10 protein-coding genes, 2 tRNA genes, 1 pseudogene and 1 riboswitch are annotated in these 15040 nt (G+C 58.4%); of the genes and pseudogenes, 2 read left to right on the top strand and 11 right to left on the bottom strand.

Annotated elements, in window-relative coordinates; translation table 11 throughout:
- Nucleotides 1-8 precede the first annotated feature (8 nt).
- From AAFN47_RS05635 to AAFN47_RS05620, 4 genes and pseudogenes are all read right to left on the bottom strand, one after another.
- Nucleotides 9-1256, bottom strand: a pseudogene (locus tag AAFN47_RS05635) (aromatic ring-hydroxylating oxygenase subunit alpha).
- Nucleotides 1257-1371: 115 nt separating this feature from the next.
- A riboswitch (cobalamin riboswitch) is annotated at nucleotides 1372-1573 on the bottom strand.
- Nucleotides 1574-1650: 77 nt separating this feature from the next.
- Nucleotides 1651-2436 carry a cobalamin-binding protein gene (locus AAFN47_RS05630; protein WP_499808231.1) on the bottom strand — a complete coding sequence of 262 codons (786 nt, stop codon included), beginning with the start codon at nucleotides 2434-2436 and terminating at the stop codon, nucleotides 1651-1653.
- Between the two features lies 1 nt (nucleotide 2437).
- Nucleotides 2438-3211, bottom strand: coding sequence for a precorrin-6A synthase (deacetylating) (gene cobF, locus AAFN47_RS05625; protein ID WP_499808230.1), 774 nt, complete (start codon nucleotides 3209-3211; stop codon nucleotides 2438-2440).
- 462 nt (nucleotides 3212-3673) lie between these two features.
- Nucleotides 3674-3750, bottom strand: a tRNA-Asp gene (locus AAFN47_RS05620).
- A 210-nt stretch (nucleotides 3751-3960) separates the two neighbouring features.
- Here AAFN47_RS05620 and AAFN47_RS05615 point away from each other — a divergent pair.
- Nucleotides 3961-4036, top strand: a tRNA-Val gene (locus AAFN47_RS05615).
- Between the two features lie 142 nt (nucleotides 4037-4178).
- Nucleotides 4179-5462 (top strand): MFS transporter, encoded by a 1284-nt coding sequence (locus tag AAFN47_RS05610; protein WP_499808229.1) that lies wholly within the window; start codon nucleotides 4179-4181, stop codon nucleotides 5460-5462.
- 6 nt (nucleotides 5463-5468) lie between these two features.
- Here AAFN47_RS05610 and AAFN47_RS05605 read toward each other — a convergent pair whose 3' ends face one another.
- From AAFN47_RS05605 to clpX, 7 genes are all read right to left on the bottom strand, one after another.
- Entirely contained in the window at nucleotides 5469-6866 is a 1398-nt protein-coding gene (locus tag AAFN47_RS05605) for an MATE family efflux transporter (protein WP_499808228.1), read from the bottom strand.
- 118 nt (nucleotides 6867-6984) lie between these two features.
- Nucleotides 6985-8484, bottom strand: a complete 1500-nt coding sequence (locus AAFN47_RS05600; RefSeq protein WP_499808227.1) for an NCS1 family nucleobase:cation symporter-1 — start codon at nucleotides 8482-8484, stop codon at nucleotides 6985-6987.
- Nucleotides 8485-8575: 91 nt separating this feature from the next.
- Nucleotides 8576-8851, bottom strand: a complete 276-nt coding sequence (gene hupB / locus AAFN47_RS05595; RefSeq protein WP_220227231.1) for a DNA-binding protein HupB — start codon at nucleotides 8849-8851, stop codon at nucleotides 8576-8578.
- Between the two features lie 207 nt (nucleotides 8852-9058).
- Entirely contained in the window at nucleotides 9059-11467 is a 2409-nt protein-coding gene (lon, locus tag AAFN47_RS05590) for an endopeptidase La (protein ID WP_499808376.1), read from the bottom strand.
- Nucleotides 11468-11697: 230 nt separating this feature from the next.
- A complete protein-coding gene (locus tag AAFN47_RS05585) occupies nucleotides 11698-12411 on the bottom strand; it encodes a maleate cis-trans isomerase family protein (RefSeq protein ID WP_499808226.1) in 714 nt (237 codons plus the stop codon).
- Between the two features lie 5 nt (nucleotides 12412-12416).
- Nucleotides 12417-13583 carry a M24 family metallopeptidase gene (locus AAFN47_RS05580; protein ID WP_499808225.1) on the bottom strand — a complete coding sequence of 389 codons (1167 nt, stop codon included), beginning with the start codon at nucleotides 13581-13583 and terminating at the stop codon, nucleotides 12417-12419.
- A 113-nt stretch (nucleotides 13584-13696) separates the two neighbouring features.
- A complete protein-coding gene (gene clpX / locus AAFN47_RS05575) occupies nucleotides 13697-14974 on the bottom strand; it encodes an ATP-dependent Clp protease ATP-binding subunit ClpX (protein WP_499808224.1) in 1278 nt (425 codons plus the stop codon).
- Between the last annotated feature and the right edge of the window lie 66 nt (nucleotides 14975-15040).

Below are 15040 nucleotides of genomic sequence, written 5' to 3'. Positions count from 1 at the left end.
GAGTCACGTCAGGCCACGATCTTCATGGATGCCGCCTCGCCGTCAGCCAGTCTCGACTCGATGAAGCTGCAGTACCACTCGACGAACTGGATCACGCCGCCCTCATGAATTTCCGAATAAGGACCGGGTTCGTAAGCTGGCGAATGGATGCCGACTGCGTTTTCCTCGACAATCCGGCGATCCTGGTCGTTGGTTTCGGTCCAGACATGGATAAGTTCGGCGAGGTTGTAATCGACGCCCTCGACGGCGTCCTTGTGGACGAGCCACTTGGTGGTGACCGCCGTTTCCGTGGCGCTGATCGGCATCACGCGAAACGTCACTGCGTGATCGGTCAGAACATGATTCCAGGTGGTCGGATAGTGATAGAGCAAAAGCGAACCGATCCGGTCGGTCGTCACGTCGTCGGAGAGCCTGCGGTCCACCGCCCGCCGACCGGTCATGGTGTAGCTGACAGAGTCCTGGAGCAGCGGCATCCGCGTTGCCCTGAACTGTCCCGCCGGGTCTATGCGAAAGCGACTCGGCAGACCGGCTTTTTCACATTTGGCCCAGTGCGCAAGCATCTCCGGATCATTCTCCCCGCCCTGCGCGCCGGTCACCGTGGGCGCTTCAGGAAAGGTCTTGCACAATTCCGGATGGCTTCCTGCGCAGTGGTAGCACTCGCGATTATTCTCCCACACCAGCTTCCAGTTGCCTTTTTCGATAATCGTCGATTCTTAAGCCACCTTTGCTTCGGTCAAACGGTGCGGAAGAAAATAGGGCTCCATTGTCGTGCGGAACGGCTCGAAGTCAGTCGGTTTGTCGGCAAGGCAGATAAAGATGTACCCGCCGGCAGTTTCGCAGGCGACCGGCTTCAGACCGTATGGCGCGCGATCAAAATCCTCTGACATCTGACGCGCATAGACAAGGCTGCCGTCAAGGTCGTACGTCCATTGATGGTAGGGGCAGACCAGGCGCGCGGTCATTCCCTTGGCGGCGCTGCAGACGCGGCTTCCGCGATGGCGGCAAGAATTGTGAAACGCGCGAATGTCGCCTTCCCTGTCCCGCAACACAATGACCGGGTAGGCTCCGACCTCGACCGTGAAGTAGCTCCCGGGCTTTTGCAATTCGCAGTCGTGGTCGATAAACAGCCAGTCCCGGTACCAGATCAGGTCCAGATCAACTTCATAAAATCGTGGATCGGTGTAGAACGGCTGTTCGAGAGAAAAGCCAGAGCGGCGACTTCCTAGAAGTCCCAACATCTCGTCATGTATATCCATGTCCCGTCCCTGCCAAAGGACTGAACTTGGTGGTGATAGAGGAAAGATTTGGCATGGCCTCCGATCAATCGGCGGCACCGCATCTTTGCCTCTTGACCGCCCACCGCGATCAGTCGGTTAAATCCTATCCGCGGCTGGTTTCCGGGCTTCGGAGCTGTCCTGACGGACTGTCCCGACACCTTCCCGGACTCCTCCGTTCAGTGGCTATCGTCGGGTTATTCGCTCCGCTACCGTTGCGGGGGCAGCGCCGGCTTCCAACCGGCTTCCCAATTATCCGCCCTGACTGGCAGCGCGGCACCTCGGATCATGACAGGAAACCACAATATTTGGATTCGCAACGCTGAGAATGCGACATGGTCTGCGCGCCGCGCGACGGCGATCGCCGCATGAGGAATTATCCGTGGATGGCAGCCACGATCGCGTCCAGTCCATCGGTCAGCGCCGCCGGCCCCGGCTGCAAAATAAGCGGTGACTTTATTTCGACGATCCGGCGGTTGCGCACCGCCGGAATGGCGTCCCAGCCGGCGCGACCGGAGATCCTTTCGGGTCGAACCTTTTTACCACACCAGGACGCGAGAATGATGTCTGGAGATGCTTGCACCACGTCCGCTGCAGCGACGATGCGATCTACCGCCGCCTTTTCCTTCGCCTTTGCCGCAAAGACGTCGTCTCCGCCGGCGACAGTGATCAGTTCCGACACCCAGCCAATCCCGCTGATCAGCGGATCGTCCCATTCCTCGAAATAGATTTTCGGGCGCGCGCTTCCGCCAGCGGCCTTTCGCACGCTATCAAGCCGTTCTTCGTAGGAAAGAGCCAGGTCTTCAGCCATCCGCGAGGCGCCGACCATCGCGCCGATCATTCTGATCATCGCAAGGATGCCTGCGATATCGCGTTGGTTGAAGACGTGCACAGCGACGCCCGAACGCACAAGTTCAGCGGCGATATCGGCCTGAATGTCGGAGAAGGCAAGCACAAGGTCCGGCTGCAAGGCCAGCAGCTTCGGGATATCGGCCGATACAAACGCTGAAACGCGCGGCTTTTCACGACGCACCTGCGGCGGACGAACAGCGTAGCCGGACACCCCGACGATCCGATCCCGCTCTCCGAGAAGATAGAGCGTCTCGACAGTTTCTTCTGTGAGACAGACAATTCGTTTCGGGGGAAATGAGCCGACGGGCATTCTATTCCCCGTCGTCCTTCCCCGGCCGGGTCAGCAGGTAGCTGTCCATGATCCAACCATGTTTTTCCCGGGCGTTATCCCTTAGCCGCTCGATTTCGTCGCCAACGTCGCGCACTTTGCCGGACAAAAGGATTTCCTCATCCATTCCGACATAGGCGCCCCAGTGAATATCCAGGTCTCCGTCGACTGTCTTGAAGGCGTTCGCCGCATCCAGCATGACGACCACGCTGTCGACATCGTCGGGAAAACCCTCAGCCAGTTTACGGCCTGTCGTGATCATGATCGACGCACCGATTCCGTTCAAGGGAACCCTGTGTCGCGCGGCGAGCGCCTGCACACTGCTGATTCCTGGAATTACTTCGTATTCAAGTTCAAAGGCGCCTTTCGCGCGGATCTTCTCCAGTATGCGCAACGTCCCATCGTAAATCGAGGGATCGCCCCAGACAAGGAAGGCGCCGCAGTCATCATCGCCGAGCTCCTCCGTCAGCAGTCGCTGATAGACGTCCTCGACCTGTTCACGCCAGATCCTGATGTCTTGCCGGTAATCCGGCGAAGACCGTTTTCTCGGCGGGGTGGCGAAATCCACCATCCGATAGTCATCGTTGCGAATGAAGCGCTCGCAGATTTGCCTGCGCAATTGCGCCAGATCCGTCTTCTCCGCTCCCTTGTCGGGTATGAACAATACGGAAACCCTGTTCAGCGCATCAACCGCCTGAATCGTAACGTGGTCCGGATTGCCGGCGCCGATGCCGATGACAATGACCTTGCGTTTCATAGTCTTCCATCCGCGGTCCGATCAGTTCCGGTCAAGGGCGTCCCTCTCTGAGACATGCTTTGTTGCTCCGGTAGTCGCTAGCTGCAAGCAAGCATCGATCATAGAGACCAGAACGTGAAACGAAAACTTTCATGGTCAAACGAATAGCGCAATTCACACGTTTGCAAAAATACGAAACAGCCCAGTACAATTGCAAGCAAGGTCAGAACGCCGCAAGGCGTTTTGTCGGTTGAAACAAACCACAACGCCGCATCGATCATCGTGCACTACTGCACGGATACCGGCGAGATCAACAAGATCGTGGATAATATCTGCGCGCATTTCCCGAAAGCTGCGCTGAATGGCTCGGTGATTGAGGGCCATTGCGAAACATCTAAAAGGAACAAAAGTGCCCAAAAGTTGGAATATCGGCCAGAATTCCAACTTTTCCAGATTTTATAACTTGCTAAGTCATTGAAAAAATGGCGCGAGTGACGGGGCTCGAACCCGCGACCTCCGGCGTGACAGGCCGGCACTCTAACCAGCTGAGCTACACCCGCGCTTTTGTCTCGCGTCTCTGCGAAACGTGAGCGGTCAATTAAGCCGTTCCCCCCAAGCTGTCAAGCGCGTTCGGGAGGAATTGCGACGTTCTCATAACAATAATCCACTTGCTCTGCGGCCGTGGATTTTTCAGCACAAAAGCCAAGCGGACAACGATTTTTTCTTGCACTTGTCCACCGAAGCGCATAAACGGTGCGGAGTTTTCTTCAGGGCGGTTAGCTCAGCTGGTAGAGCGCTTCGTTTACACCGAAGATGTCGGGAGTTCGAGCCTCTCACCGCCCACCATCATTCCTCCGGTATACCAGCAGTATGGAGGACAGCCCTTACAAGCACTTTCGCACAGGCGATGTGCGATAGTGACGCAGATTGCGTTGGCGCCTCATCTCGCTTAGGCTTCGTCGAGGCGTTGTTTCGGGGGGTAACTGCCATGGCCGGTCGGTATCGATGGTTCGTCGTGTTTCTGCTCTTTGCAGTCACCGTGGTCAACTATATCGACCGCTCGGCAATTTCCTTTGCGGTGCATCGAATCCAGTCCGAATTTGATCTCGACTCGAGCCAGATCGGTCTGATTCTGGGCGCATTCGGCATCGGCTACATCATCAGTACCCTGTTTGGGGGCATGGCGGTGGACAGATTCGGCGCCAAACGCGCCTATTTCGTCGCTGTTCTCGCCTGGGCGGTCAGCATCGGCTGGACGGGCGCCGCGACAGGGTTCCTGATGCTCTACGCGGCGCGCACCGCGCTGGGACTGGCCGAAGGACCAAGTTTTCCGACGACGACGAGCGCCATAACGCGGTGGCTGCCGCCTCAGGAACGAGCAACGGCTCTCGGCGGGGCGCTTGTCGCAGTGCCGATCGCGCTCGCCATAGGCGCTCCGCTCGTCACCTTGCTGATCGGCATGTTCGACTGGCGCGCGATGTTTTTCATCCTGGCCGTCGCGAGCCTGATCTGGCTTCCCTTCTGGCTCGTCTTCTATGCAAATGATCCATCAGAATCAGATCGAATAGGATCGGAGGAAGCAGAGCACATCGCCCGCACGGGCCGTGACGAGCCGTCCGCGACCCAACCACCGCCCAGAGCACACATTTGGAGAGCCCTCCTCACGACGCCTACCCTTTGGGCCAACTATTGGGCCTATTTCGTCTTCGGGTACTATCTGTTTTTCTTCATGACCTGGTTGCCGGAATATTTGCGCAAGAGCTACAATCTAGACCTTTCCAGTGTGGGCCTTGTCAGCTTTCTGCCATGGGCGACAGCTGCGGTGTTGCTGGTCGCCTTTGGCCGCTGGTCCGATGCGATTCTCAAACGAACTTCGAGCCTGCGGGTTGCGCGCAGCTTCCAGATTGCAGGCACGCAACTGGTTGCAGCGCTGGCGATCATTCCGGTAGCCCTTTCCAGCAACATTGTGGTCGCCGTTGCCGGAATTACGGTCGCCGTCGCCGCCTCGATGGCTGCGAACGCCGCCTACTACGCCGTCATCGCCGATCTCGTTCCGCGAGTCGCAGGAACGGCGATGGGTATAATGACCATCTTTTTTGCCGCCTCGGGCTTTCTGGCGCCGGTCATCACCGGTTATGCGCTGGAAGTAACGGGAGACTTCCGACCGGCGTTCTGGCTGATCGCGGCGCTCGCCGCCTCCTCCGTCATCGGGATTCTGGTGTTCCATCATCCGGACCGGGACGCCAAACGTCTCGGTCCGGAATTGGAATAACGCCGGTCAGCCTTCGACGAGACCGAGGCGACGACGCGCGGCGAAGCGCCAGTTCATCAGCGAGGCTGCGAGCACCAGTCCACTGGCGAGACCCCACCAGACGCCCTCCGCTCCATAACCCATCACGAAGCCGAACAGGTATCCGAGCGGAAGGCCAACGATCCAGTAACTGGTCACGGCAATGAACATCGGTATCTTGGTATCGTTGAGACCGCGCAAAAGGCCGCTTCCGACAGCCTGCAGACCATCCGCCACCTGAAACGTTGCGGCAATCGCCAGAAGCGGCGCTCCCTGACGCAGAACCGCGGCGGCGTCCGGATTGTCCTTGTCGAGATACCAGCCGATAAGAGTATCCGGAAAAAGCCAGAACAGGGCGGCTGACGTCAGCGTAACGACGATCGACAGGCCAACCGCCACCTGACCCGCCTGGCCAAGGCCGCTCCAGTCCTTGCGGCCATAAGCCTGACCGATACGAACCGTGGCGGCGTTGGAGAGCCCCAGCGGGACCATGAAGGCAATGCCGGCGAGCTGAAGCGCGATGCCATGGGCAGCGAGCTCCACGGCGCCCAGCCATCCCACCATGACCGCGGCAGCCGCGAACAAACCAACTTCCGCAATGATAGTCGCGCTTATTGGCCAGCCAAGACGCAGCAATTCGAAGAAGGCGCGCCAGTCCGGCCGCCAAAAACGAACCATCAGCTCATATCGCTCCAGTTCCTTCTTCTTCACGCAATAGATGAGAAGCGCGACGAAGGTGATGGCCGTTGTTCCAAGTGAAGCCACGGCTGCGCCGACAATTTCCAAACGCGGCGCGCCGAGATTTCCGAATATGAACATGTAGTTGAGCAGCGCGTTCGCCAATGCGCCGAGCACAGTCGCCCACAATACCACATGGGCCTTCTCAAGAGCGCTGAGATAAGATCGGAGCACCGTTATCAAAAGCGCCGGAAACAGCGACCATTGCGCGACGCGCACATAGTCCTGCGCCATCTCTGCAACATGGGACTCCTGTCCCAGCGCAACAAGCACGCCGCCCGTGAACCAGAGCGGGATCATCGATATCGCGCCAAGCAACAAAATGACCCACATGCCCATGCGGATCGCCCGGCGAAGACCACGCACATCGTCGCGCCCATGGGCCTGAGCGGCAAGCGGCATGGCCGCCAGCCCGAACCCCGTGCCCAGTATGAAGAAGAGGAAAAACGCCTGTGTGCCGAGCACGCCGGCCGCCAACTCTTCGGCGCCCAGCCAACCGATCATGACGGTGTCGGTGACGTGGATGGCCATATGGGCGAGTTGCGCGCCTATTAGCGGCAGGCCAAGGGCAAGCGTCGCCCGAATCTGGCTCCACAACGAAAGCGCAACAGGGCCAACGGGGCCCGAATGATCGGTCGCGGTTTTCATGGTTCACCGGCATGTCGAAAAGATTAGTCGCTCTACAAAGGCGGCAAGCCATACAGAAACGACAGGCATAAGTAAATCCACCGCAGATGTATTCAACCGCCAGTGTGGTCGATTAGCCTCACGGCGCGACTGCATCGCGACGTTCCGGCGCTGAGACGCCCATCAGGACCGGATAGACCACAAAAGCGACGATGAAACCGACAAACCAGGAATAATCATAGATCGTTTGCAGATAGTCCGGACAATCCGGCCACAGACCCACGGCATGCAGAAACCCGGGAAAACACGGAGTCACACCAATGACGAGGGCCGCAACGCCGCTGAGGTTCCATCCGTTCCAATAGCGGTAGCATCCGTCCTTCAGGAACAGATCGTCCGCTGCAATCCTGCCCCGCCGAACCAGATAGAAGTCCGCTATCATAACGCCGGCAATGGGCCCCAGGAGAGCTCCATAGGCAATAAGCCAGACAAAAATGTAGGCGTTTGCGCTTTCCATCAGCTTCCAGGGAAACATCAGGACGCCGATGACCACCGTGATGTATCCGCCCATCTTGAAGGAGATGCGACCCGGAGCGAGATTGGAGAAATCATTGGATGGCGACACAACGTTGGCTGCGATGTTGGTTGTGATCGTGGCGACGATCAGGAAGAACAGCAGGACAACCGTCAGCCAGCTTTCGAGTTCACCGGCCAGCGTGACGGGATTCCAGATGACCTTGCCGAGCGCCAGATAGGAAGCGGACGTCACCACGACCCCAATGAAAGCCAGGAGCATGGCCGGCAGCGGCAATCCCAGCGCCTGGCCAATGACCTGGTCCCTGCCGCTCCTGGCGAAGCGCGTGAAGTCCGGAATGTTGAGCGCCAGAGTGGCCCATCCCCCGACAACGGCCGTGACGGCGGTCCCAAATATCATCCAGAACGCATGTTCGCCCGGTTTGATCAATTGTTGCGACGTTTCGAGGATCTTTCCGAAACTGCCGAACGAGACATAGACCCACGCCAACGCCGCCAGCCCGCCGGTGAGCAGCAAAGGTCCGGCGATAGTTTCCAGCCAGCGTATCGATTCGACGCCCTTGGCGATGAAGAACACGTGCAGGCCCCAAAATGCGATAAACGAGCCGAATGCGATGGGATCAAGACCGATCACCGGGATAATCGTTGTGGAGAACGGATTGACGACCGAGGGGAACAGGATCTTTGCGATGGCGTAGATCGCCGAGCCTCCGATCCAGGTCTGGATGCCGAACCACCCGCAGGCGACAACAGCGCGCAGCATGGCCGGTAGCCTGGCGCCGATCGTGCCGAAGGAAGAGCGCAACAACACCGGGAACGGCACGCGATACAGAACTCCCATGCGACCGATCAGCACGAGCGGCGCAACAAGGATAGAATTGCCGACCAGCACGGCCAGCATCGCCTGCCACCAGGTCAAACCCTGGGCCATCAGGCTGGAGGCGGTCACATAGGCCGCAATATTGACGACCAGACCAACCCAGAGCCAACTGAAGCTCGGCCAGGTCCAGGTTCGGTCGTCAGGTCTTGTTGGCGCGAAATCGGGATTCCAGAGACCTTTGTCGTAACCGGTCGGACGAGAGATCATCTCAGAACGCGCACTCACTGAACTATCCCCGTCATCCACCCGCCTCCAGACAAAACAAAGCCCGGCGCAATGGCCGGGCCTAAAAAGCATTGTTCAAGTGCAGGGGCAACTAGCTGTTGACCGCGTCCTTCAGCCCTTTGCCAGCCGAGAACTTCGGTACGTTGCGCGCCGGGATATCGACTTCTGCGCCGGTCATCGGATTGCGGCCCTTCGAGGCGTCGCGGTGCGTGACCGAGAAGTTTCCGAATCCCACCAGACGAACATCACCACCAGATTTCAGTTCGGAGGTGATCGTGTCAAACACGGACTCGACCGCCGATCCGGCGTCCGCTTTGCTCAAACCCGCTTTTTCGGCAACGGCAGCAACCAGTTCGTTCTTGTTCATTTTTCCAACCCTTTCGATATGTCAGACGACTCATTTCAAGTCAGGCAGGATTGTACGTAATGACACTAGAATCACAATGATTGCGTGTTGGAAAACAAGCAAAAACGCCGGTTTTCCGGTAGTTTTTGCAATTTTGAGGCCCTGAAAACAGTAGAGACGGGCTTCCGCCCGTCTCTCAACGCTTGAATTCGGAAAATCCGAAAAGAATCAATGGGCAACAGATGCGCCTGATTCCTTGCTTCCTTCGTCGCCGACAATTGGTGGCTCAGGCGTCGCGGTCCATTCGATCGCCTCCGGTATCATCGTCAGAGCATGGTCCAGGACCTCGCTCATCTGCGACACCGGAATGATCTCCAGTACGTTCTTCACATTGTCCGGAATTTCCGCCAGGTCCTTGGCGTTCTCTTCCGGAATCAGGACAGTCTTGATACCGCCTCGCAGAGCCGCAAGCAGCTTTTCCTTCAGGCCGCCAATCGGCAGGACGCGACCACGCAACGTGATCTCGCCGGTCATCGCGACATCCTTACGCACTGTGATGCCCGTCATGATCGACACGATCGCCGTCGCCATTGCCACGCCGGCCGACGGTCCGTCCTTTGGTGTGGCGCCTTCCGGCACGTGAACGTGGATGTCGCGCTTGTCGAACATCGGCGGCTCGATGCCGAAATCGACGGCGCGCGAGCGCACGTACGAAGCAGCCGCAGAGATGGACTCCTTCATCACGTCGCGCAGGTTGCCGGTGACGGTCATCTTGCCTTTGCCGGGCATCATCACGCCTTCGATGGTCAGCAGTTCGCCGCCCACCTCTGTCCATGCGAGACCGGTCACGACGCCAATCTGGTTGTCCAGTTCGGCTTCGCCGTAACGGAAGCGCGGAACGCCGAGGTAATCGGACAGGTTATCCGCCGTCACGTCCACTGATTTGACGCCATCCTTGAGGATCCTCGTCACGACCTTGCGGGCGAGAGACTTCAGCTCACGTTCGAAGTTCCGGACGCCAGCTTCACGCGAGTACCGGCGAATGATCTGCCGCAACGCGTCGTCGGTGACAGAGAACTCGTTCTTCTGAAGCGCGTGATCGCGAACCGCTTTCGGCAACAGGTGCCGCTTGGCGATTTCCAGCTTCTCGTCTTCGGTGTAGCCGGCGATCCGGATGATCTCCATACGGTCCATCAGGGGCGCCGGAATATTCAGCGTGTTCGCCGTCGTGATGAACATGACGTTCGACAGATCGTATTCCACTTCGAGATAGTGGTCCATGAAGGTCGAATTCTGTTCCGGATCGAGCACTTCGAGCAACGCCGAGGACGGATCGCCACGGAAATCGGCGCCCATCTTGTCGATTTCGTCGAACAGGAACAGCGGATTGGCCTTCTTCGCCTTCTTCATCGACTGGATGACCTTGCCGGGCATCGAACCGATATAGGTGCGCCGATGACCACGGATCTCGGCTTCGTCGCGAACGCCGCCAAGCGCCATGCGCACGTATTCGCGGCCGGTCGCCTTGGCGATCGACTTGGCGAGCGACGTCTTGCCGACGCCGGGCGGTCCGACGAGGCACAGGATCGGTCCCTTGATCTTGTTCGAACGCGTCTGCACGGCGAGATACTCGAGGATGCGTTCCTTGACCTTCTCAAGACCGTAGTGATCGGTTTCGAGAATGTCGTCGGCCTTGTTCAGATCGACCTTGATCCGCGACTTCTTGCCCCACGGAATACCGAGCAGCCAGTCGAGATAGTTGCGAACGACAGTCGCTTCCGCCGACATCGGGCTCATCTGCTTGAGCTTCTTCAGTTCGGCGTCAGCCTTCTCGCGCGCTTCCTTGGACAGCTTGGTCTTCGAGATACGCTCTTCCAGTTCGGACATCTCGTCGCGACCGTCTTCGCCGTCGCCAAGTTCCTTCTGGATCGCCTTCATCTGTTCGTTGAGGTAGTATTCGCGCTGGGTCTTCTCCATCTGGCGCTTGACGCGCGAACGGATGCGCTTTTCGACCTGCAGAACGGAAATCTCCCCTTCCATGAAGCCGAGCGCCCGCTCAAGACGCTCCTTCACGCTGACAGTCGCCAGCATCTCCTGCTTTTCAGGAATTTTGATCGACAGATGAGAAGCAACGGTGTCGGCCAGTTTCGAGTAATCGTCGATCTGGCTGGCGGCGCCCACCACTTCAGGCGAAATCTTCTTGTTGAGCTTTACATAGTTCTCGAACTCGGAAACGACCGAGCGCGAAAGCGCCTCGTTTTCAACCGGATCCTCTTCGGGTTCGGACATGACCTCGGCCGCGGCTTCGTAGAACTCGTCGGTCCGGGTGTAGGCCGTGACTTTCGCGCGGTCCTTGCCTTCGACAAGCACCTTCACAGTTCCGTCCGGCAACTTCAGAAGCTGCAGCACGTTGGCTATTGTGCCGACCTCGTAGATTTCCTCGGCCTTCGGATCGTCGTCACCGGCGTTGATCTGGGTCGCAAGCAGGATCTGCTTGTCTGCGCCCATCACTTCCTCAAGGGCGCGGATGGACTTTTCCCTGCCGACAAACAGCGGAACGATCATGTGCGGGAAAACGACGATATCGCGCAAAGGCAATACCGGGTAGGTCGTCGTCTCGCCTTGCTGAGTGGTCATTTCATTCATCTTGTTTCCTTTCGACCGCGATACTAGCGCCCGCCCGGATGAGCCCGGCGCATTCGACGCGTCACTTGCCTGATAATTGGAGTTTTCGGCAGGAGGTTTCAAGCCTGAAACAGGGCATTAGCCGAATAGCTGCAAAGCATCCACAGGACGAATCGTCCCAGTGTATCATGTATATAGGGAGCCGGAGCCTGCGTCGTAAGATGGATTGCCGTGTTTCACAGCTATTGTGAACGGTTCGCAAGCGTCTCCAGATGCCAGGCAAGCGCGCTGTTGCTGCTGAAAACCTCGACTCCCGTACGTTTTCGCGCTTCTTCCAGAATGTCGATCGTAGGCAGGTTGGTGCAGGACACGAAGACGGCGTCCGCGTCGGCTTCCTGCGCCAGCGCCTCGACGGCGGCAAGGACGGACGCTTGCGAAATTCTTACAACGGCGCATTCCCGTTCCTCGTAAAACGAGCCGGAAGCAACGATCTCAAACCCTTCCCCGGTCAGTTTTTCGGCCATGGCCCCGGTGACGGAGGGAACATAGGGCGTCAGAAGGCATATCTTGCGCGCCTCGATGGATCTCAACCGGGCGATGGTCGCGGTTATCGGATCGGTGACCGGGATATCGGGAATGACTGTGTGGACCGCTGCAGCGACCTTCTGCGGGCCGATGGTCGTCGCTCCGGACGTACAGGCGTAGGCGACAGCGTCGTAGTTCGCCGCTTCGGGCAGCATGCCGGCGGATTTTGGAATGCGGGCCTCCATTCGCCGCAGCGTCTTGGGCGACACCAGGGCTTCGCTTTCGACGCGGCTGTAGTGCACGACGTTGCCGCCCCCATTCAAAAGGACGCCAAACTCCTTCTCGAGCGTCTCGTCCGTCTTCAGGATAATGATTCCGTAGGTCGCGAGCCTGTCGCGTACGGGATCCAGATCGTATTCGAACCTCAGCATTGCATTCATCCGATCACAGGCATTCGTTGCGGCGTCCGCCGGGTCAGCAGGAGCGGACCATCGTCCCGGACGAGAAGGTTTTCCTCGTGCACCAGCATGCGCCCGCCGCCGAGATCGATGGACGGCTCCAGCGTCATGACCATACCATGCTGAAGCTCCGTCCTGTCGGAGGGCGTGATTGAGGGGAACTCCGTCAATTGCATGCCGAGTCCATGCCCCATGCGCCCGACGCCTCCGGAGCTTGCGCCTGGCAGAAGCGCCGCCATGGCGTGAAACAGGTCTGAACAGCAGGCGCCCGGCCTCGCCGCCTCCAGCCCTGCCTCCGTGGCTTCCCACAGCCTTGCATGCGCGTCCTGGACGGCTTGCGCCACTTCGCCGATGGCGAAATTTCGGTCGAAATCGCAAAAATAGCCATCCCAGACACATCCGGTGTCAAACATCAGAACATCGCCTGCGGCGAGCTTCCTTTCCGACGGCGGTGAAATGATATCCCGATACCCGCCAGCGCCCGCGCCGCCCACAAGGTAGGAAACGTCGTCAACCCCTTCCTCAAGGCAAAGAATCTTGAAGGCCTGAAAGGCTTCGCGTTCGCTCATGCCGGTGTGAATTGCATCCGGCGCGCGAACGAAAGCACGTCCCGCGGACCGGCAAACATGGGCGATCTTTTCGATCTCGGCTTCGGACTTGACCATACGCAGCTGCAGAACAAGCCCGGTGATATCCTCGAACTGCAGGCCTGAAAGTCGTTGCTTCAACGCTTCGAAATCCGCAAGCGGCATACGCAAAGCGGTTTCCCTGCCCTTCAATAGACCAACCGAAGCGCCTTCGCCCGCCAGTTCGACGATCGTTTCGCACAGGAGTTCTACCCCCCGATCATCGGCGGCTGGCGAATCCCATGCGCGTATATCCTCGACGCCGGCGCGGCGCATGCATTCCGCGCCGATTTCGGGAATGACGGCGACCGGTTTGCCGGATTGCGGCGCCAGCAAAAACCAGGGCCGGGTCGGGCTCTGCCAGAACTGCGAAAAAAAGCCGGTAAGGTAACGGAATTCCGCTTCCGTCGTGAAAAAGGCGAGATTTACATTCCGCTTCCGCATGCCGTCTTGCAGCCGCGAAAGCCGATTCTCGAATTCCTTTGCGACAAAGCCGCGCTGAGGCGCATCTGCGAACATGCTGCATCCTGATATTGCGGCAGTGTGCAGGTCAAGCGGCAGTTCAGTTGCAGATTTGTCAAAAAAACCCGCCACGAGGGCGGGTTTCGAATATTCAATTCAGGCGGGAGTGGTTACGCCGTAGCGTTGCCCTTTTCCTCGTCGCGCTCCGAATAAATATAGAGCGGCCGGGCCGATCCGCTGACCACTTCATCGGAGATGACGACTTCCTGGACACCTTCGAGAGAGGGAAGCTCGAACATGGTGTCGAGCAGGATCTTTTCCATGATCGAGCGCAAGCCGCGCGCGCCGGTCTTGCGGGCGATCGCCTTTTTGGCGATGCCGCGCAATGCATCTTCATGAAATGTCAGTTCGACGCTCTCCATCTCAAAGAGGCGCTGATACTGCTTGACGAGCGCATTCTTCGGTTCCGAAAGGATCGAGATCAGCGCGTCCTCATCAAGATCTTCCAAGGTGGCGATGACCGGCAGACGACCAATAAACTCGGGGATGAGGCCAAACTTGACCATGTCCTCGGGCTCAAGTTCGCGCAGGATCTCGCCGACGCGACGCTCGTCCTGCGCCTTGACTGCAGCGCCGAAACCGATCGAGGTCTTTTCGCCGCGCGCCGAGATGATCTTGTCGAGACCGGCGAAGGCGCCTCCGCAGATGAACAGGATATTGGTCGTATCGACCTGCAGGAATTCCTGCTGAGGATGCTTTCGGCCGCCCTGGGGCGGAACCGAAGCGACCGTTCCCTCCATGATCTTCAGAAGCGCCTGCTGAACGCCTTCGCCCGATACGTCCCGGGTGATCGAGGGATTGTCCGACTTGCGCGAGATCTTGTCGACCTCGTCAATATAGACGATGCCCCTCTGCGCGCGCTCGACATTGTAATCGGCAGACTGCAGCAGCTTCAGGATGATGTTTTCAACGTCTTCGCCAACATAGCCCGCTTCCGTAAGGGTCGTGGCGTCGGCCATGGTGAACGGAACGTCGATAATTCTGGCAAGCGTCTGGGCGAGATAGGTCTTGCCGCAACCGGTCGGTCCCACCAGCATGATGTTCGACTTGGACAGTTCGATGTCATTGCTCTTGCTGGAGTGGGCAAGACGCTTGTAGTGATTGTGAACGGCGACCGAAAGCACGCGCTTGGCGTGCTGCTGCCCGATGACATATTCATCGAGCGTTTCGATAATTTCCTTCGGAGTGGGCACGCCGTCGCTGGACTTCACCATCGAGGATTTGTTCTCCTCGCGGATGATGTCCATGCAGAGTTCGACGCACTCGTCGCAGATAAAGACCGTCGGTCCCGCAATCAGCTTGCGAACTTCGTGCTGGCTCTTGCCGCAAAACGAACAATAGAGGGTGTTCTTCGATTCACCACCGCTTCCACCGCTAACCTTGCTCATGTTTTATTCCTTCTCATGACCCGACTCTGCGTCGCATCAGTATTTGACCGGACTGGCCGGTCGGCG

The organism is Hoeflea sp. CAU 1731, assembly GCF_039888615.1.
GTDB lineage: Bacteria > Pseudomonadota > Alphaproteobacteria > Rhizobiales > Rhizobiaceae > Flavimaribacter.
The sequence above is the reverse complement of the archived record's forward strand: the minus strand, read 5'-3'. Positions and strand labels throughout refer to the sequence as shown.